Annotated in this window: 16 protein-coding genes and 1 riboswitch; of the genes, 8 read left to right on the forward strand and 8 right to left on the reverse strand. The window is 73.4% G+C overall.

The annotated features are described in order from the left end of the window. Positions 1-154: 154 nt before the first annotated feature. Both CRP51_RS25030 and CRP51_RS25035 read left to right on the forward strand, forming a co-directional pair. Complete coding sequence (locus tag CRP51_RS25030; RefSeq protein ID WP_097233608.1) at positions 155-2,221, forward strand: HelD family protein; 2,067 nt, start codon at positions 155-157, stop codon at positions 2,219-2,221. A gap of 299 nt (positions 2,222-2,520) precedes the next feature. Beyond that, on the forward strand, positions 2,521-3,138 hold the full coding sequence (locus CRP51_RS25035) for an HD domain-containing protein (RefSeq protein ID WP_212615987.1): 618 nt from the start codon (positions 2,521-2,523) through the stop codon (positions 3,136-3,138). Positions 3,139-3,208: 70 nt separating this feature from the next. On the opposite strand, the gene CRP51_RS25040 is transcribed toward CRP51_RS25035, so the two are convergent. The 3 genes from CRP51_RS25040 to CRP51_RS25050 form a co-directional block, all read right to left on the reverse strand. Then, positions 3,209-4,342 carry a Cmx/CmrA family chloramphenicol efflux MFS transporter gene (locus CRP51_RS25040; RefSeq protein WP_245880799.1) on the reverse strand — a complete coding sequence of 378 codons (1,134 nt, stop codon included), beginning with the start codon at positions 4,340-4,342 and terminating at the stop codon, positions 3,209-3,211. 156 nt (positions 4,343-4,498) lie between these two features. Beyond that, on the reverse strand, positions 4,499-4,768 hold the full coding sequence (locus CRP51_RS25045) for a DUF4031 domain-containing protein (protein WP_097233610.1): 270 nt from the start codon (positions 4,766-4,768) through the stop codon (positions 4,499-4,501). Further along, on the reverse strand, positions 4,765-5,130 hold the full coding sequence (locus CRP51_RS25050; RefSeq protein ID WP_097233647.1) for a DUF8819 family protein: 366 nt from the start codon (positions 5,128-5,130) through the stop codon (positions 4,765-4,767). Before CRP51_RS25050 ends, CRP51_RS25045 begins: the two co-directional genes overlap by 4 nt. A gap of 112 nt (positions 5,131-5,242) precedes the next feature. Here CRP51_RS25050 and CRP51_RS25055 point away from each other — a divergent pair, with 112 nt between their 5' ends. The 3 genes from CRP51_RS25055 to CRP51_RS25065 all read left to right on the forward strand — a co-directional run bounded on the left by CRP51_RS25055 (position 5,243) and on the right by CRP51_RS25065 (position 8,051). After that, positions 5,243-6,187, forward strand: a complete 945-nt coding sequence (locus CRP51_RS25055; RefSeq protein ID WP_170970670.1) for a MurR/RpiR family transcriptional regulator — start codon at positions 5,243-5,245, stop codon at positions 6,185-6,187. An 87-nt stretch (positions 6,188-6,274) separates the two neighbouring features. Continuing rightward, entirely contained in the window at positions 6,275-7,195 is a 921-nt protein-coding gene (gene murQ, locus CRP51_RS25060) for an N-acetylmuramic acid 6-phosphate etherase (protein ID WP_097233611.1), read from the forward strand. Positions 7,196-7,337: 142 nt separating this feature from the next. After that, complete coding sequence (locus tag CRP51_RS25065) at positions 7,338-8,051, forward strand: hypothetical protein (protein WP_097233612.1); 714 nt, start codon at positions 7,338-7,340, stop codon at positions 8,049-8,051. Between the two features lie 90 nt (positions 8,052-8,141). Here CRP51_RS25065 and groL read toward each other — a convergent pair whose 3' ends face one another. From groL to thrC, 4 genes are all read right to left on the reverse strand, one after another. Beyond that, positions 8,142-9,770: a chaperonin GroEL gene (gene groL, locus CRP51_RS25070; protein WP_097233613.1), complete on the reverse strand. Its 1,629-nt coding sequence runs from the start codon at positions 9,768-9,770 to the stop codon at positions 8,142-8,144. A 409-nt stretch (positions 9,771-10,179) separates the two neighbouring features. Further along, positions 10,180-10,383, reverse strand: coding sequence for a cold-shock protein (locus CRP51_RS25075; protein WP_004986573.1), 204 nt, complete (start codon positions 10,381-10,383; stop codon positions 10,180-10,182). 433 nt (positions 10,384-10,816) lie between these two features. Next, positions 10,817-11,095 (reverse strand): MoaD/ThiS family protein, encoded by a 279-nt coding sequence (locus CRP51_RS25080; RefSeq protein ID WP_097233614.1) that lies wholly within the window; start codon positions 11,093-11,095, stop codon positions 10,817-10,819. Beyond that, complete coding sequence (gene thrC, locus CRP51_RS25085) at positions 11,092-12,396, reverse strand: threonine synthase (RefSeq protein ID WP_097233615.1); 1,305 nt, start codon at positions 12,394-12,396, stop codon at positions 11,092-11,094. The genes CRP51_RS25080 and thrC overlap by 4 nt, the downstream gene beginning before the upstream one ends. A 16-nt stretch (positions 12,397-12,412) precedes the next feature. Beyond that, a riboswitch (SAM riboswitch) is annotated at positions 12,413-12,553 on the reverse strand. 242 nt (positions 12,554-12,795) lie between these two features. Here thrC and CRP51_RS25090 point away from each other — a divergent pair. Continuing rightward, complete coding sequence (locus CRP51_RS25090; RefSeq protein ID WP_097233616.1) at positions 12,796-13,761, forward strand: glucosyl-3-phosphoglycerate synthase; 966 nt, start codon at positions 12,796-12,798, stop codon at positions 13,759-13,761. 159 nt (positions 13,762-13,920) lie between these two features. Further along, positions 13,921-15,369 (forward strand): alpha,alpha-trehalose-phosphate synthase (UDP-forming), encoded by a 1,449-nt coding sequence (locus tag CRP51_RS25095; protein ID WP_097233617.1) that lies wholly within the window; start codon positions 13,921-13,923, stop codon positions 15,367-15,369. Positions 15,370-15,748: 379 nt separating this feature from the next. Here the strand turns inward: CRP51_RS25095 and CRP51_RS25100 are convergent, their stop codons facing one another. Further along, a complete protein-coding gene (locus CRP51_RS25100) occupies positions 15,749-18,211 on the reverse strand; it encodes a helicase-associated domain-containing protein (protein ID WP_097233618.1) in 2,463 nt (820 codons plus the stop codon). Between the two features lie 189 nt (positions 18,212-18,400). Between CRP51_RS25100 and CRP51_RS25105 the strand changes: the two genes are divergently transcribed. After that, complete coding sequence (locus tag CRP51_RS25105) at positions 18,401-19,255, forward strand: helix-turn-helix domain-containing protein (RefSeq protein WP_097233619.1); 855 nt, start codon at positions 18,401-18,403, stop codon at positions 19,253-19,255. Positions 19,256-19,278: the final 23 nt, after the last annotated feature.

The following is a 19,278-nucleotide window of genomic DNA, read 5'->3' on the forward strand; positions in this document are numbered from 1 at the left end:
CCGAGGCCGCCGCCTAGGCTCCCGTGCCCTCCCTCCTCCCGAGCCAGCGGGCCGGCGCGTCACGCGCCGCGCGCCCGCGCCCGGGGCAGGGGCCGCCCGGACGGCAACCGGACGGCACCCACCACCCGCCCAGCGCGACCCCGGAGGCTCCGCCGTGTCCACCCGCCCCTCGCCCACCCCTGTCCAGGACCCGCTGGAGACGGAACGGGCCCATCTCGCCGACTCCCGCGCCGCGCTGCGCGCCATGCGGGAGCACACCGAGTCGCTCGACATCCGGGACGTCACGGCGAACTGGGTCAACGCCGAGGTCCTGGCCAGCGAGATCGAGCAGCGGATCAAGGCACTCGCGGACCTCGCCGACACCCCGCTCTTCTTCGGCCGCCTCGACTACCACCGCGCCGTCGCCACCGGCCAGGACGCGGAGGACGAGCACGGCTTCCGCTTCTACATCGGCCGCCGTCACGTGCACGACGCGCAGGGCGACCCGATGGTCATCGACTGGCGCGCGCCCGTCTCGCAGCCCTTCTACCAGGCGTCGAGGAAGGACCCGAAGAACGTCGAGCTGCGCCGCCGCTTCGGCTACGACGGCGGCGCGCTGACCGCCTACGAGGACGAGCACCTGAGCGACCCCGACGAGGAGGAGACCGTCAGCGCGCTCCTCCAGCGGGAGATCGAGAAGCCGCGTGTCGGCCCGATGCGCGACATCGTCGCCACCATCCAGCCCGAGCAGGACGAGATCGTCCGTGGCGCGCTCAGCGAGACGGTCTGCGTGCAGGGCGGCCCCGGCACCGGGAAGACCGCCGTCGGCCTGCACCGCGTCGCGTACCTGCTCTACGCGCACCGGGAACGGCTGGCGCGCAGCGGCACCCTGGTGATCGGCCCCAACCGTTCGTTCCTGCGCTACATCGAGCAGGTGCTGCCCACCCTGGGCGAGCTGGAGGTCAAGCAGGCCACCGTGGACGAGCTGGTCGCCCATGTCGAGGTCAGCGCCGAGGACGGCGCCACGGCCGCCGCCCTGAAGGGCGACGCGCGGATGGCGGAGGTGCTGCGCCGGGCCGTCCGGGCGGGCGTGACCCTGCCGACGGAGCCGGTCGTGGTGGTGCGCGGCTCCCGACGGTGGCGCGTGCCCGTGCACGAACTGGTCGAGATCGTCGAGGAGTTGCTCAGCCGGGACATCCGCTACGCGGCGGCGGGCGAGGCGCTGCCGCAACGCGTCGCGCACGCCGTGCTGGTGCGGATGGAACAGGCGGGCGAGGCCCCGGACGACCGGGTGCAGAACGCGGTGGCCCGCAACCCGGCGGTCAAGGCCGCCGTCAAGGCGATCTGGCCGCCGGTCAACCCGGCGAAGCTGGTCGCGCGGCTGCTCTCCGACCCCGCGTTCCTCGCCGAGCAGGCCGAGGGCGTGCTCACCGCGGAGGAGCAGGCGGAGATCCTGTGGGCCAAGCCGCCGCGCAGCGTGCGCTCCGCCCGCTGGTCCCGGGCCGACGCGGTGCTGATCGACGAGGCGCACGACTTGGTGAGCCGCACCGGTTCGCTCGGCCACGTGGTGCTGGACGAGGCGCAGGACCTCTCCCCGATGCAGTACCGGGCGGTCGGCCGCCGGTGCAGCACCGGTTCCGCCACGGTGCTCGGCGACATCGCGCAGGGCACCACCCCGTGGGCGACCGGCAGTTGGGCGGAGGCGCTGGGCCATCTGGGGAAGCCGGGCGCGCACGTCGAGGAGCTGACCCAGGGCTTCCGGGTGCCGCGCGAGGTCATCGCCTACGCCTCGCGGCTGCTGCCGGCCATCGCGCCGCAGCTGAGCGAGGCCACCTCGATCCGGGAGGCGCCGGGCGCGTTCGCCGTCCAGCCGGTCGACGCGGAGCGGCTGGACGCCGCCACCCTGGACGCCTGCCGCGCCGCGCTCACCCACGAGGGCTCGACCGGCCTGATCGCCGCCGACGCGCGCGTCCCCGCGCTGCGCGAGGCGCTCGCCGCCGCCGGGATGACGCACGTGGAGCCGGGGCAGGAGACGGACGCGGCGACGCGGCTGACGCTGGTGCCGGCGTCGCTCGCCAAGGGTCTGGAGTACGACTACGTGGTGCTCGACGAGCCGGCCGCCGTCGTCGACGGCGAACCCGACCCCCGCACCGGCCTGCGGCGGCTGTACGTGGCGCTGACCAGGGCCGTCTCCGGGCTGACCGTGGTGCACGCCACACCGCTGCCCGCCGAGTTGGCCTAGGTCCTGTCCGCCCGGACAGGGCCTAGCCGGCCGCCCCCGACCGGCCGAAGAGGCGACGCCGGTTCCTGAGCCGCGCACCCTCCGAAGAGGGGCGCGGGGAACTGCGCGGGCAACCGTCCACCGAGGGAGGTCGACTCCACCTCGGGACTGTCCCGCGCCGTTGTCGTGCGCGGCTGGTCTCGGATGCGCCGCGCAGTTCCCCGCGCCCCTGTGCCGCCCACCGGCAGCGGGTTCACCGGGCCACGCGCGTGCGTGGTCGACCGGCCCCACCGCGAACGCCGCCCGCGCACAATGGAGCCATGGCGACTTCCGATTCCGACGAGTCCGCGCTGACCAGGCGCTACGCGGCGCTGCCCGACGGCGGCGGGGCCGAGGTCGGCGCCGCGCTGCTGGCCCGCTGGCGCGAGCCGCACCGCAGGTACCACACGGAGCGGCATCTGCGGTTCGTGCTGGACCGTCTCGACGAGTTGGGCGGCTCGGCGGCCGACCCGGTCGCGGTCGAGCTGGCCGGCTGGTTCCACGACGCGGTGTACGACCCGCGCGGCACGGACAACGAGGAGCGCAGCGCCCGACTGGCCGCCGCCGTCCTGCCGGACTCCGCGCGCCGCGACGAGGTGGTGCGGCTGGTCCGCCTCACCGTCTCCCACCGGCCCCCGGCCGGCGACACCAACGGGGCGACGCTCTGCGACGCGGACCTCGCGGTCCTGGCCGGCGCGCCCGCCGCGTACGCCGCCTACGCGGCGGCCGTCCGCGACGAGTACCGGCACGTGGACGACGCCGCGTTCGCCACGGGCCGCGCGGGGGTGCTGCGCGGGCTGCTGGCCGGGCCGCGGCTCTTCCACACGGCCTACGGCGCGGACCACTGGGAGCGACCGGCCCGCGCCAACCTCACGGCCGAACTCTCCCTGCTCCCCTGACCTCTACCGGGCGTGGGAGGGGGCGCGGGGAACCTCGCGGGCCACCTGGCACCGGGACGCGCTCGACAGCTCACGGCCCCGTTCCGGCACGGCTGTCGTCCCCGCCCCGCCTCGTGGCCGCCGCTCCGCGGGCCTGGAGCCCCGCCCCGCCCAGGGCCATCAGCAGGAGGACCGCCCCGAGCCACGCCGTCCACGGGTAGCCGAGCCCCGCGTCGATGACGACGCCTCCCGCCCAGGGCCCCACCGTGTTGCCGGTGTTGAACGCCGCCGTCGCCGTCGCCCCGGCCAGCGTCGGTGCCGCCGCCGCCACGTGGAAGATGCGGGCGTTCAGCCCCGGCCCGCACAGGAACGCGGCCAGTCCCAGCAGCCCCGCCAGCGGCACCACCACCGCCGGCCGCGAGGCCGACAGCGCCAGCAGCCCGAGCACCACCGTCGCCGCCGCGAGACCCGCGTACAGCGTGCCGAAGAGGTGCGCGTCGGCCAGCCGGCCGCCGATCGCCGTGCCGATCAGCGCGCCGACGCCGTAGAGCACCAGCACGAAGGGCACCCACCCCTCGCCCAGGCCGGTCACGTCGGTCAGCAGCGGCGCGAGATAGGAGAAGAAGCAGAAGGTGCCGGCGGCGAAGAGCGCCGTGGTCGCCACGGCAAGCCACACCCGTCGGTCCCGGTAGACCCGCAGCTCCGTGCGGAGCGGCACCCGCGCCTGCGCGCCGTCGAGCCCCGTGCGCGGCACGTAGCGCACCACTCCGACCAGCCCGAGCACGGTCAGCGCCGCCACCGCCCAGAACGCGGCCCGCCACCCCAGGTGCTGGCCGAGCAGCGCGCCGCCCGGCACCCCCGCGATGTTGGCCACGCTCAACCCGCCGAGCAGCACGGCCAACGCCCGCGCCCGCGCGTTCACCGGCACCAGCGAGACGGCCACGGCGGCGCCCACGGCCCAGAAGCCGGCGCACGCCAGCGCGCTCACCACCCGGGTGGCGAAGAGCAGGCCGTAGGTCGGGGCGAGCGCGCCCACCACGTGGCTGACGCCGAAGACGGTGAGCAGCACCACCAGGGTGAGGCGGCGTGGCAGCCGCTGGGTGGCGGCGGCCAGCACGGGGGCGCCGACGACCATGCCGATGGCGAAGGCCGATATCAGCAGGCCGGCGGAGGGTATGGAGACATCGAGGTCGTCCGCCACCTCGGGCAGCAGCCCGGAGAGCATGAACTCGCTGGTGCCGAGCGCGAAGACGCCGCCGCCGATGACCAGCACGGCGGGGGGAAGTCGGAATCGGGCGGCCTGTTCGACTTTCGTGGACACGTACCCCTCCAACGTGCCGGCCGCTCTCCCGCATTCCGTGGCCGTGGGTTCGTCAGACGATCAGGCCGGACGGTCGGCCTTCCGGCGGCGGAGCCCCGACTCGTGCAGCAGCCGCACCAGGTGCCGGCTGTCGGTGGGGACGGCGCCCAGCGCCAACGCCTCGGCGTGACGTTCCGCCGGAAGGTCGTAGTGGTCCCCGTCGAACGCGCGCGGGGGAGCGCCCAGCCGGGCGGCGAACGCGTGCAGCTCGTCGAAGGAGCTGTCGCTGACCAGGTGCGACCACATGCGTCCGTGTCCCGGCCAGGTCGGCGGGTCGATGTAGAGCGTCACCCGCGGGCCTCGGCCAGTCGGCCGACCGGGGCGACCGCGACACCGGTGACCGGGCAGACCCAGTGCGGGTCCTCGCCCAGCTCGGGCTCCACGCCGAGCGCGTGCGGGTCCTCCGACGCGCAGCGCGGGCACAGCGGCCAGCGGCCCCTGGTCTCCAGCAGCGCGTCGCACATGTCCTGGGCGAGCAGCCCGGGGACGAACGCCGCGCCGGCGGGCCACTGTTCCGACCACCAGCGGCGGTGCGAGACTGCCTGCTCCAGCAGCGAGACCTCCTCGGGACCGGCCGCCCCGTCAGCCGCCAGATCGGCCAGCACGGCCGCGCGCCCCCGGTGGATGGCCTCTTCCGTGGCTGACTGTTCCATGCTGACCATTGGACCAGAGACGGCCGGGTTTCCCGAACGGTCCTGGCCCGCCGGGCATCGGGGGCTTGACGTCACCCTGCGTCGAAAATACGTTTCACCTGTGAGGCTAGCGATGAAGGAAAATTTCGCCCGGCGGCCCGGCAGAGGACGCGCGGTCGCCGTCGCCCCCAGACCGGCACCCCCGGAGCCCGGCGCGCTGGCCGCCAAGGTCCGCACCATGGCCCCCTCCATGACCCGCTCCATGCAGCGCGTCGCCGAGACCGTCGCCGGCGACCCCGCCGGCTGCGCGGCGCTCACGGTCACCGCGCTCGCCGAGCGGACCGGGACCAGCGAGGCCACGGTGGTCCGCACCGCCAGGCTGCTCGGCTACCCCGGCTACCGCGACCTTCGGCTCGCGCTGGCCGGGCTGGCCGCGCAGCAGGCCTCGGGCGCGGCGCCCGCCGTCACCGCCGACATATCCGTCGACGACCCGCTGAGCGAGGTCGTGGCCAAGCTCGCCCAGGACGAACGGCAGACCCTCAGCGACACCGCCGGCGCCCTCGACCTGGCCCAACTGGAGGCCGCGGTCGACGCGTTGGCCGACGCGCGGCGGATCGACGTCTACGGGATCGGCGCCTCGTCCCTGGTCGCCCAGGACCTGGCGCAGAAGCTGCTGCGGATCGGGCTGATCGCCCACGCGCACACCGACCCGCACCTGGCCGTCACCAACGCGGTCCAGCTGCGCGGCGGGGACGTGGCGGTGGCGATCACCCACTCCGGGCGCACCGTGGACGTGATCGAGCCACTCCAGGCGGCGTTCGACCACGGCGCCACCACGGTGGCGATCACGGGTCGGCCGGACGGCGAGGTCACCCAGTACGCCGACCACGTCCTGACCACCTCCACCGCCAGGGAGAGCGAGCTGCGGCCGGCCGCGATGTCCAGCAGGACCAGCCAACTGCTGGTCATCGACTGTCTGTTCATCGGCGTCGCCCAGCGCACCTATGAGACGGCCGCCCCCGCGCTGCACGCGAGCTACGAGGCGCTCGCCCACCGGCACACCCCGCGCGAACGCTGATCACGCGCGCCCCCGGTTCCACCATCGGCGCCCGCCGTTGGACGCACCACTCACCACACGCCCCCTCGCACGGAGAGTCGCTCGCGCATGTCCACGGAGTTCGACACCCTCACCACCGAGGCGCACCGCCCGGAGCTGGCCGAGATCGACCGGCGTTCCACCCTGGAGATCGCCCGCACCATGAACGCGGGCGACGCGCTGGTCCCCACCGCGGTGGCCGCGCGGCTGCCCGAGATCGCCGCCGCGATCGACGCGGCGGCCGAGCGGATGGCACGCGGGGGGCGGCTGGTCTACCTCGGCGCCGGCACCGCCGGCCGCCTCGGCGTGCTGGACGCCAGCGAGTGCCCGCCCACCTTCAACACCGACCCCGGTGAGGTGATGGGCCTCATCGCGGGTGGCCCGACGGCGCTGATCGAGGCGGTGGAGGGCGCGGAGGACAGCAAGGAGCTGGCCGCGTCCGACCTGACCGGCATCGGGCTCACCGCCGACGACGTGGTGGTCGGCGTCTCCGCCTCCGGGCGCACGCCCTACGCGGTCGGCGCCGTCGAACACGCCGCCGGCGTCGGCGCGTTGACCGTCGGCCTCTCCTGCAACCCGGGCTCGCCGCTGGCCGCCGCCGCCGAGCACGGCATCGAGGTGGTGGTGGGCCCCGAGCTGATCGCCGGCTCCACCCGGCTGAAGGCCGGCACGGCCCAGAAGCTGGTGCTCAACATGATCTCCACCATCAGCATGATCCGGCTCGGCAAGACCTACGGAAACCTGATGGTCGACGTCCGCGCCTCCAACGAGAAGCTGCGCGCCCGCTCGCGCCGCATCGTGACGCTGGCGACGGACGCGCCCGCCGCCGAGGTCGAGGCGGCGCTCAACGCGACCGGCGGCGAGGTGAAGAACGCCATCCTGGTCATCCTCGGCGAGGTCGAGGCGGACACCGCGGCCCGGCTGCTCGCCGAGTCCGACGGCCGGTTGCGGGTCGCGCTGCGCCAGGCGGTAGACGCGCCGGAGGGCTGACCGCCGGAGGGCTGACCGCCGGAGGGCTGACCGGGGGCGGGGCGACCGCGCCCCCGGGCGGGGCGCGGTGTGGTGACCGGGCGGAATGGTTGCTTTACTCGATCATCACCTTGTCATGTCCACATGCTTTTCGGGAGATTCGATGAGGCTCCGCACCCTCGTCCGCGCCGCGGCCGGCGCCGCCCTCGCCGCGACTCTGGCCCTGTTCACCGCGCCCACCGGGCAGGCCGCCCCCGCCGCCGAGCCGGCGTCGGACGGCGTCGGCACCGCCGCGAGCGGCACGATCAACGTGTTCCCGCCGATCCAGGGCGCGTCCACCTGGGACCGCTTCGGGCTGACCCCGCCCGCCAGCCACCACCGCGTGTTCTCCAACTGGGGCTACCTGAACGACTGGTCGGTCGACATCTACCGGAATCCCGGCGCCGCCGTGGTCTCCCCGTTCGGCACCACGACCTCGGCCGGTCACCCCGTCTCCGTCACGGTGGTGACCGTCAGGGCCGGGTGCGCCACCGGGAACCTGGCCGACGGCGGCTACCTCATCGGTCTGGAGGCGAAGGACACCACCACGGGCGAGGTGATCGGGAGGGCCGACGTGATGCACGTCGACAACAAGCCCGCCGGCATCACCGTCGGGGCCACGGTCGGGCCCTGGACGAAGCTCGGTGAGACCGGCAGGTTCCGCTACTCGTCCTGCTACCAGGTCAACGGTGACTCCGGGGCCCACATCCACCTGGAGGTGATCAACCGCACCCGGTACTCCTGCTACATCAGCCGTTCCGCCGGCACCGAGCTGAACGACCTCACCGTCGTCGGCCGGGTCGGCACCCAGAACACCGGGCCGCAGCAGGCCTGCTGACCGGCAGGCGGCCCGACACACGCCGCGAGGGCGGCGCCCCCCTTCCGGGGAGCGCCGCCCTCGCGTGACGCGCTGAGGAGTCGGCAGGACTCAGAAGTCCATGCCGCCGCCCATGCCGGCCGCGGCCGGGTCGGCGCCGGCGCCGGCCTTCTCCGGCTTGTCGGCGATGACGGCCTCGGTGGTCAGGAAGAGCGCCGCGATGGAGGCGGCGTTCTGGAGCGCGGAACGGGTGACCTTGGTCGGGTCGGGGATCCCGGCCTCCAGCAGGTCCACGTACTCGCCGGTCGCGGCGTTCAGGCCCCAACCGGGAGTCAGGTTGCGGACCTTCTCGACCACGACGCCGCCCTCAAGGCCGGCGTTGACCGCGATCTGCTTGAGCGGGGCTTCCAGGGCCAGGCGGACGGCCGCGGCACCGGTGGCCTCGTCGCCCTCCAGCTCCAGCTTCTCCAGCGCCGAGGCGGCCTGGAGCAGGGCCACGCCACCACCGGCGACGATGCCCTCCTCGACGGCGGCCTTGGCGTTGCGCACCGCGTCCTCGATGCGGTGCTTGCGCTCCTTCAGCTCCACCTCGGTGGCGGCGCCGGCCTTGATGACGGCCACGCCGCCGGCCAGCTTCGCGAGGCGCTCCTGGAGCTTCTCGCGGTCGTAGTCCGAGTCGGAGTTCTCGATCTCGGCGCGGATCTGGTTGACCCGGCCCTGGACCTGGTCGCTGTCGCCGGAGCCGTCGACGATGGTGGTCTCGTCCTTGGTGATGACCACCTTGCGGGCGCGGCCCAGCAGGTCGAGGGTGGCGTTCTCCAGCTTGAGACCGACCTCCTCGGAGATGACCTGGCCACCGGTGAGGATGGCGATGTCGCCGAGCATGGCCTTGCGGCGGTCACCGAAGCCGGGGGCCTTGACGGCGACCGACTTGAAGGTGCCACGGATCTTGTTGACGACCAGGGTGGACAGCGCCTCGCCCTCGACGTCCTCCGCGATGATCAGCAGCGGCTTGCCCGACTGCATGACCTTCTCCAGCAGCGGAAGGAGGTCCTTCACGTTGCTGATCTTGGAGTTGACGATGAGGATGTAGGGGTCCTCCAGCTCCGCCTCCATCCGCTCCATGTCGGTGGCGAAGTAGGCCGAGATGTAGCCCTTGTCGAAGCGCATACCCTCGGTGAGCTCAAGCTCCAGGCCGAAGGTCTGCGACTCCTCGACCGTGATGACGCCTTCCTTGCCGACCTTGTCCATGGCCTCGGCGATCAGCTCGCCGATCTGGGTGTCGCCGGCGGAGATGGAGGCGGTGGAGGCGATCTGCTCCTTGGTCTCGACCTCCTTGGCCTGGCTCAGCAGGGCCTCGGAGACCTTCTCGACCGCGGCCTCGATGCCACGCTTCAGGGCCATCGGGTTGGCACCCGCCGCCACGTTGCGCAGGCCCTCGCGGACCAGCGCCTGCGCCAGCACGGTCGCCGTGGTGGTGCCGTCACCGGCCACGTCGTCCGTCTTCTTGGCAACTTCCTTGACCAGCTCGGCGCCGATCTTCTCGTAGGAGTCCTCCAGCTCGATCTCCTTGGCGATGGACACGCCATCGTTGGTGATCGTCGGGGCGCCCCACTTCTTCTCCAGCACGACGTTGCGGCCCTTGGGGCCGAGCGTGACCTTGACGGCGTCGGCGAGCTGGTTCATCCCGCGCTCAAGGCCGCGCCGCGCCTCCTCGTCGAACGCGATGATCTTGGCCATGTGAAGGGGTCCTCCCAGAACAGGGGTGGATTGCTCCGGACCGCGCTGGCGCCCGCGACGGACGGCCCTCCCGGGGTGGTTCCTTACCCCACCCACCCGAAGGACCTCACCGACCCGGTCCTGGCTGTCACTCTCACCCGTAGAGTGCTAACGCCAATGATTAGCACTCTACCCCTGAGAGTGCAAGCGAAGCCGGCCGAAGGCCGGGGGAGCGGGTGGCCGCCAGGCCGCCAGGGGCGCGGGGAACCGCGCGGTCAGCCGTTCACGGTGGTGCACTCGACGGCTCGCCCGGGCCGTCCGGCTCGGGCGTCGTTCCCGTTGCGAGAACGGCCCCGTCGCGAGAACGACCAGGGCCCGCACCCCTGGGGGGTGCGGGCCCGGCTGGTTGAGGCCGCGGTGACGTCGGCGTTCAGGCGGTCACCCGGACCATGTCGGCCTGGGGACCCTTCTGTCCCTGAGAGATCTCGAACTCGACCCGCTGTCCCTCTTCCAGGGTGCGGTACCCGTCCATCTGGATCGCGCTGTAGTGGACGAACACGTCCGCACCACCGTCTACCGCGATGAAGCCGTAGCCCTTCTCCGCGTTGAACCACTTGACGGTGCCCTGAGCCATTCCTTACTCCCCATATTGCCGGCCCTTTCACGAGCCCACACCTCGCGGACCCGGGTCAGACCTCTCAGACTCCACCCCCGGGCGGTGTGGGGGTGTGCGCCGGAACGTTCGACCGCCGCTGAATGTATCTGCACGGACGCCCAGTGCAACAGGCCATTCGGTAAGGAATTATCGCGACGCCAGAACGGTCAAATCCCGCGAAAGCCCAGGAAGTTGAACATTTCGCAGCGGGCCTTTCTGGCCAACCAGACAATTGGTGCAACAATTTCCGGCACAGAGTTTGCCCGCGGGGCCCGCATTCATATGTGAGTGACACGGATTCGCCACCACGAGGCAACTCTAGCGTTCCGCCGCAGGCCAACGCCCCACGACCCCGCAGGTCGTGGGGCGTTGGGCCGGTGTGCGCGGGCCCCGGAAGCCTCAGCGGCGAGCGTCACGCGCCGCCGGCGACCGCCGGGATGATGGAGATCCCGGCGCCGTCGGGGGTCTTGGTGGCCAGTCCCTCCGTGAAGCGCACGTCGTCGTCGTTCACGTAGACGTTGACGAAACGTCGCAGCTTGCCCTCGTCGTCCAGGACCCGGCCCGCGATGCCCTGGTGGTTGCGGTCGAGGTCGGCGAGGACCTCCTGGAGCGTGGCGCCCTCGGCGGTCACCTCGGAGCTGCCGCCGGTGTAGGTGCGCAGAATGGTGGGGATGCGGACGGTGACGCTCATGCCAGGCCAGCCTCTCGGAAGGAGTCGAGGTTCGGACGGATGGTCGCGGAGGGACCGGTGGTCCCGGCCACCGCGTCCAGGGTCTTCAGGCCGTCGCCGGTGTTGAGCACGACGGTGGTCGCCTCGGGGTCCAGCCGGCCGTCGGCGAGCAGTTTGCGGGTGACGCCGAGCGTCACGCCGCCCGCCGTCTCGGCGAAGATGCCCTCGGTCCTGGCCAGCAGCTTGATCGCGTCCACGATCCGGGCGTCGTCGACGTCCTCGACCGCGCCGCCGGTGCGGCGGGCGATGTCCAGCACGTAGGGGCCGTCGGCCGGGTTCCCGATGGCCAGGGACTTGGCGATGGTGTCCGGCTTGACCGGGCGGACCACGTCGTGGCCGTCGCGGTAGGCGCGGGAGACCGGGGAGCAGCCCTCGGCCTGGGCGCCGAAGATCCGGTAGGGGCGGTCCTCGACCAGCCCGAGCTGGATCAGTTCCTTCAAACCCTTGTCGATTTTCGTCAGTTGCGAGCCGGAAGCGATCGGAATCACCAGCTGGTCCGGCAGTTTCCAGCCAAGTTGCTCGCAGATCTCGTACGCCAGGGTCTTGGAGCCCTCGGCGTAGTACGGGCGGAGATTCACGTTGACGAAGCCCCAGCCCTCGCCGATCGGGTCGCCGATCAGCTCGCTGCAGAAGCGGTTCACGTCGTCGTAGGTGCCCTCGATGGCCACCAGGTCGCCGCCGTAGACGGCGGCCATGACGACCTTGCCCTGCTCCAGGTCGTGCGGGATGAAGACGCAGGAACGCAGCCCGGCGCGGGCGGCGGCGGCGCCCACGGCGCCGGCCAGGTTGCCGGTGGACGAGCAGGAGAGCGTGGTGAACCCGAAGGCGCGCGCCGCCTCCACCGCGTTGGCGACGACGCGGTCCTTGAACGAGTGGGTCGGGTTCGCCGAGTCGTCCTTGACGTAGAGGCCGCCGGTGACGCCCAGCTCGGCCGCGAGCCGGTCGGCGCGCACCAGCGGCGTGCAGCCGGGGTTGAGGTTCGGGTGGTCGGCGACGTCGGCGGGCACCGGCAGCAGCGGGGCGTAACGCCAGATGCTCTGCGGGCCGGCGGCGATGCGCGCTCGCAGCGCCTCGGGGTCGCCGGTGGGGAAGTCGTAGGCGATCTCCAGCGGGCCGAAACAGGAGGCACACGCGAAGATCGGGCCGAGCGGGAAGCGTTCCCCGCACTCGCGACAGGAAAGCGCGGCGGCGGGGCCGAGATCGACGTGCGCGGGCGGAACCGGGGCGCCTTCGGCGTGGTCGTCCGAGGTCAGCACAGACATGGGTACGAGGCCCTTCTCCTCATCTTCCCCGTGGCGGCTCTCGCCACGGGACGGAATTGGCACCTGCCCCACCGGAGAGCCTCGTGCCGTCACGAGATCCGGTGGAAGGGTTGCCGGGGCTTCAACGGGCCGTTCCCTCTGCCCCTCTGGATGAGCGGTATGCGGTTGTCGGCGCGGCGTCGGCCCGCGGTCCTGATGTGCGGTCCCGATATGCGGAGGACACCTGCGCTGTTCGAGACTGTAACGGACACCCCGCACAATGGCTCGGGCCGTCCGCTCCGCGAGACAACCAGGGGAGATGACCAGAAATCCGGGCCACAGCGGGTTCGGGCACCCCGGAAAGGGGCAGACGCGGCCATACGGATGAATACGTGGCCAAATCGAACAGGAGCGACATTCGTGCTGGAAGAGGCAGAGAAGTGGCTGACCCGCCGGTCCTGGGCCGTCACTGACCGCTCGATACCGCAACTGCTGAACGCCAAGCGGGCAGCGGGCACGGCCGGCAGCATCAGCGTGGTCCTCCCCGCGCTCAACGAGGAGGCCACGGTGGGTGCCATCGTGGAGGCGCTGCGGCGCGACCTCATGGAGGACGTCCCACTGATCGACGAGTTGCTCGTGGTGGACTCCGGGTCCACCGACCGCACCTCCGAGGTGGCCGCGGCCGCCGGGGCGAAGGTCGTCCACCGCGACGAGATCCTGCCCCGCGTGCCGGCCGTCCCGGGCAAGGGCGAGGTGCTCTGGCGGTCGCTGCTGGCGACCAGCGGCGAGATCGTCTGTTTCGTCGACGCCGACCTGCGGGAGTTCGACTCGCGCCTGGTCTCGGGCACCATCGGTCCGCTGCTCACCGACCCGGAGGTCCAGCTGGTCAAGGCGATGTACGACCGGCCGCTCGGCGAACAGCCGGCCGGCGCCCGCCAGGGCGGACGGGTCACCGAGCTGGTCGCCCGACCGTTGCTGAACCTGCACTGGCCGCAGCTGGCCGGCGTGGTCCAGCCGCTGGGCGGCGAGTACGCGGCGCGCAGGTCGCTGCTGGAACGGCTGCCGTTCCCCGTCGGCTACGGCGTGGAGCTGGGCCTGCTGATCGACACGCTCAACCTGGTGGGCCTGGACGCCGTCGGGCAGGTCGACGTCGGCGAGCGCAAGCACCGCCACCAGGACGGGCAGGCGCTCGGCCGGATGTCGGCGGCGATCATGCGGACCGCGCAGTGCCGGCTGCCGGGCAACGTGCTCCCCACGCGGCTGGGGCTGACCCAGTTCCAGCGGACCGAGGACGGCGGTTTCACGCCCGAGACGCACCCGATCCTGGCCGACGAACGACCACCGATGTCCACCATCCCCGAGTACGCCGCCCGGCAGGCCGCCTGAGCGGCCGGGTCGCCCCGGAGCCGGAGCGCCGGCTGTGACGTGGCACACGTTTCCCGCCCGTCACGGCTGGCTAGCCTCCTTCCGGCATTCCCGGGAACGGCCCGCCCGCCGGGACGGTCACGGAAAGCGACCGGACGCCCACGAGGAGACCGAACGCCGATGACCGTCGAGCCCCCTGAGACAGCCGGCCAGGTGCTGGTCGCCTCCAACCGCGGCCCGGTGAGCTACACCCGCCGGGACGACGGCGCGCTGGTCGCGCGGCGCGGCGGCGGGGGACTGGTCTCCGGGCTGAGCGCGCTGGGCCCCGACGCGGGCACCTGGGTCTGCGCCGCGCTCGGCGACGACGACCGCGCGGCGGCCGAGGCGCACGCCGGACGGCTGCCCGCCGAGGACACCGGCGGCCAGTCGGTGCGGATGCTGGACATTCCCCGCGAGACCTTCGAGGCCGCGTACAACGGCGTGGCCAACTCCGTGCTGTGGTTCGTCCACCACCTGCTGTACCAGACGCCGTTCGAGCCCGTCTTCGACGAGGAGTTCGAGGCCGGCTGGGGCCGTTACCGCGCCTACAACCGGGCGTTCGCCGACGCGCTCGCCGACGAGGCGGCCGAGGGCGCCGCGGTGCTGGTGCAGGACTACCATCTGGCGCTCGTCCCGGGACTGCTGGCCAAGCGCCGGCCCGACCTGCGGATCGGGCACTTCTCCCACACCCCGTGGGCGCCGCCCGAGCTGTTCCGCGTGCTGCCCGACGACATCGCGCGCGAGCTGCTGCTCGGCATCCTGGGCGGCGACCGGGCGGCGTTCCTCACGCACCGCTGGGCGCGGGCGTTCACGGAGTGCTGCGCGGCGCTGCTGGGCGCGGAGGTCGCGGAGGGCACGGTGACCCACCAGGGGCGCACCACGCGGATCGGGGTGCACGGGCTCGGCGCCGACGCCGAGTTCCTGCGGGAGCGCGCGTCGCGTCCCGACGTGGACGAGCGCCTCGCCGAGCTGCGCGAGCGGGTCGGTCCCGACCGCTCGACGATCGTGCGGGTGGACCGCACGGAGCTGTCGAAGAACATCGTGCGCGGGCTGCTCGCCTACCGCAGGCTGCTCACCGACCGGCCCGAGTGGCACGGCCGCGTCACCCACATCGCGTTCGCCTACCCGTCCCGTCAGGACCTGGCGGTCTACCGCGCCTACACGGAGGAGGTCTCGCGGGTCGCCGAGGCGATCAACGCGGACTTCGGCCGGGACGACTGGACGCCGGTGGTGCTGCACGTCAAGGACGACTTCGCGCGTTCGCTGGCCGCCTACCGGATGGCGGACGTGGCACTGGTCAACCCGATCAGGGACGGGATGAACCTGGTCGCCAAGGAGATCCCGGTGGTCTCCGAACGGGGCTGCGCGCTGGTGCTCTCCCGGGAGGCGGGCGCGGCGGAGGAGCTGGGCGGCGACGCGCTGCTGGTCAACCCGTACGACATCGCCGGCACGGCGGAGGCGCTGCACCGCGCCCTGACGATGGACCACGCGACGCGCACCACCCACACGGACCGCCTCACGAGAGCCGCGACGGCCCTCCCCCCGACGGACTGGTTCCTGGCCCAACTCACCGCCCTGCGCGGCCTGTAACGGGGGCGGCTGCCTCACCCGCCTGGCCCGGCTCGGTGGTCGCCGAGGCCCGCCAAGGGCGGCTTCGGGGGGCGCGGGGAACTGCGCGGGTAACCAGTCACCGTGTGGCAGTCGACGACCCACCCGTCTGGCCCGGCTCGGTGGTCGCCGCGGCCCGCCAAGGGCGGCTTTGGGGGGCGCGGGGAACTGCGCGGGTAACCAGTCACCGTGTGGTAGTCGACGACCCACCCGTCTGGCCCGGCTCGGTGGTCGCCGCGGCCCGCCAAGGGCGGCTTTGGGGGGCGCGGGGAACTGCGCGGGTAACCAGCCACCGTGTGGCAGTCGACGACTCACCCGTCTGGCCCGGCTCGGTGGTCGCCGCGGCCCGCCACGAGTGGAATCACTCGACCGCGACCGCGACCGCGCCGGAGATCCTGTGGAGCGGATACGTACGGACCTCGTCCGCCGTGTGGTCGAAGGCGGTGACGAAGCCGGCGTCCACCCGCACCGGGCTGAGCACGTGGTGGCCGGCCACCCCGTCGGCCCCGACATAGCCGATCGCGACCAGCCCGCCGGAGGCCGCCGCCGCGCGCAGCGTGGCCAGCGTCTCCTCCGCCGACGTGCGGGGCGGCGGTCCCACCGCCTCCGGAACCCGCGCGCCCCGGGCGCCGTGCGCGCCGTGCGCGCCCTGCCCGCCCCGGGCACCCCGCGTGCCCTCCGCACCGGCCCCCGCCGCCGCGTGGTCCCCCGCGCGCACCGCGCGCACGGCCGCGGCCAACAGCCCGTCGTCGGCGGGCGGCGGCGCGTCCGGCGCCGGCACGGGCGCGCTGCGCGCCGGCGTGCGGCGCGGCTCCGCGCTCAGCGTCACCACCGCGCCCTCCGTCGTCTCGGCCGCCGGGGCGAGCCCCCACTCGCGCAGCCGCAGCAGCAACTGGTCAGGTGACAGGTCGGAGACCAGCACCGTGGGGGCGATCCGCCGCAGCCGCAGCGGCTCGTACCGTCGGTCGGCGAGCAGTTGCCCCAGCGCCGTCTCGTCCTCGGACCGCAGATAGCTGCCGGCCGCGCCGACCCGCAGCCGGCCGTGGCGCCTGGCCACGTCGTCCACCAGGTAGTCCAGCGGCTGCGGCACCGGCGTGCGGGAGACCTCGGCGAGGAAGGCGTGCAGCGCGTCCGTCGTCCAGCCGGCGTCCAGCGCGCGGCGGATCGATCCCGGTGTGAACCGGTAGACCGTGGCGCCGCCCGTCGACTCCACGTCGGCGGCGAGCGCCATCGTCGCCCGCAGGTCCCTGCGGAGGGGGCCCGGTGCCACCGCCGTCAGGTCGGCCTGGAGCAGCACCTGGTCGACCGGTTCAGGGAAGAGCGGTCCCAGCAGTTCGGCGGCCTCGGCCGGTCGCGGCCGGGGGCCCAGCAGCGGCCTGGCGTAGGAGGCCAACGCGCCGCGCCCGGTGACCCCCAGCGCCTCGGCCTCGCCGAGCGCCGCCTCGGTCAGCCGGTGCCGGGGCTCGGTGCCAAGCCGCCGGGGCCACTCCCAGTCCAGCCGGGCGCGCACCGCCGCCGGGTCGGCGGCGCCGCCCGGCGGCAGCGTGGCGAGCAGCGCGAGGACCCGGTGCCGCAGCGCCGCCACCGGGCCCCGGTCCAGGCCGCTGCCGAGGGCGGCCAGCAGCCGGCCCTTGCCGTCGCGGGTGCCGACGAGCGACGGCACCCGCGTGCCGGCCAGCCACGCGGTGGCCAGCCGCAGCCAGCGTTCGCCGGTGGGCGCGGTCAGCCAGTCGTCGTAGGCGGGGGTGGGCGCGTAGCGTTCGTCTGCCGCGCCGTCGGAGGCCAGCAGACCGGCGGCGTAGGCGAGTTCGAGCCAGAAGACCGCCTCCGGCTCCGGGACGTCCAGGATGACGGCGGCGCGTTTCAGCTCCCGCACGCCGAGGCCGCCGGCGCGCAGCACCGGCGGACCCTCCGCCTCCCAGGCCGTCAGCAGCTTCTCCAGCACGTCCAACGCGCGCAGCGCGGCGCCGGCCGCCGTCGCGTCGACGAGCTCGGCCGGGTGCTCGGCGACGGCCGGCACCGCCGGGGGCTCGGGGCGCGGGTCCCGGTGTGCGCGCCCCCCGCGCAGGGTGAGCGCCACCTCGCGCGGCAGCACCACCGTGCCCGGCTGGGTGGGCATCAGCAGTCCCCGGTCGAGGAGCCAGCGCAGCGGCGCGCCGGCGCGCGCCGCCTCGGGACCGCTGCCGAGGGTGCCGTAGGGCGGGCCCCAGGTCAGCCGGTCCAGGGTGGCGGTCGCACCCTCCGGCGCCTCGGCGAGGAGCGCGGCCAGCCGCTCGCGGTCGCCGAAGAGCGCGGCGAGCGCGCCGATCGCGCTCACCGGGTCGTGGGTGGCCGGCAGCCCGCAGGCGGCCAGCAGCTGCTGGGTGCGGCTCGGCGCCATCCCGGCGGCGGCCTCGGCCAGCGTCGGTCCGAGCCCGGTGGCGCTCGGCCGGCCGGCGCTCGGCGCCAGCAACTCCTGCGCGGTCCGCACCAGTCGCAGCCCGTCGTCCCTGCCCCACAGCAGGGCCCGGGAGCGCAGTGTCGCCAGCGCCTCCGCCAACCGGTCCCCACCGCCGGGCAGCAGCTCCTCCAGCGCGCGTGGTGAACAGGGGCGCTCGGCGATGGCCAGCGCTTCCGCCGTCTGAAGGGTGAAGGTGTCCAGATGCTCCAGGGCGCGCACCACGGAGGCCCGCGCGCCGGCGCGCGTGGCCAGTTGGGAGAGGTCGCCCGGCAGGGGGGACAGCAGGTCGGGGCGGGCGCGCAGCAGCTCGGACAGCTCCTCGTCGGAACGGGAGCGCAGTTCGTCGGCGAGGGTGCGCGGGCTGTCGGTGGAACCGCTGGTCATCCTGCCAACCGTAGCGGCAGTCGGTGCCAGGTGACATGGCCAGGGAAGTTCAGCGCGTCGGCTGAACCGTTTTTGTAGGACGACTGCCCCGGGGCAACCATGCCATCCAGTGCCTTTCCGGCGAGTGGACTGCCGAGGTCGGAGCGCGGCAGACTCGGGAAACCAGTCAACGGAAGGACCTGATCCACAATGCCGCCGAGGGAGAACCCGACCGCCCGACAGGCCCGACTTGGCGCCGAGTTGCGCAAGTTGAGGGTGGCGGCAGGGCATACCGCGCGTGAGACGGCGGCGATGCTGGGCACGGATCAGGGAAAGATCAGCCACATAGAGTCCGGACGCATCGGCGTCAGCGAGGAACGCATCCGCAAGCTGGCCGACTTCTACGGCTGCGTGGACGAGGCGCTGCTCGAAGCGCTCTGCGCGATCGCCAGGGAGCACCGTGGCCAATTCTGGTGGGACGAATATCGTGGCACCCTTGCCTCCCAGTATCTGGCGGTAGCCGAGCTGGAGCATCACGCCACCGCGATGCGCACCCTCCAGACCGTGACGGTGCCGGGGTTGCTCCAGACCGAGGACTACGCGCGGGCGCTCTTCAGGGGCGGGCTGCCCGAGCCCACCGAGGAGCAGATCGACGTGCGGGTGGCGCACCGGATGCGCCGCAAGGCGGTGCTGGAACGCGAGGACCCGCCGGAGTTCTCCGCGTTCCTCCACGAGGCGGCGCTGCACATGCGGTTCGGCGGCCGGAAGGTGGCACGGCGTCAGCTGGAGACGCTGATGGAGGCGGCCGACATGCCGCGGGTGACGGTGCGGGTCATCCCGTTCACCAACGAGGACTTCTACGAGGTCACCCAGCCGATGCTCTACATCCACGGGGTGGTGCCGCAGCTGGACACCGTGCTGGTGGACGGACCGACCGGCGGGGGGCTGCTGGGCGCGGACGAGGAGTTGGCGCACTACCGGATCTTCTTCGGGCGCGCCACGGCGCGGTCCCTGGAGCCGGAGGAGTCACGGCAGTTGATCCACCACATCGCCAGAACGCTCTGAACCGCGCCGGCGCACCGCGGGGA

Origin of the sequence: Streptomyces zhaozhouensis, assembly GCF_900230195.1 — a bacterium.
Classification (GTDB): Bacteria; Actinomycetota; Actinomycetes; order Streptomycetales; family Streptomycetaceae; genus Streptomyces; species Streptomyces zhaozhouensis.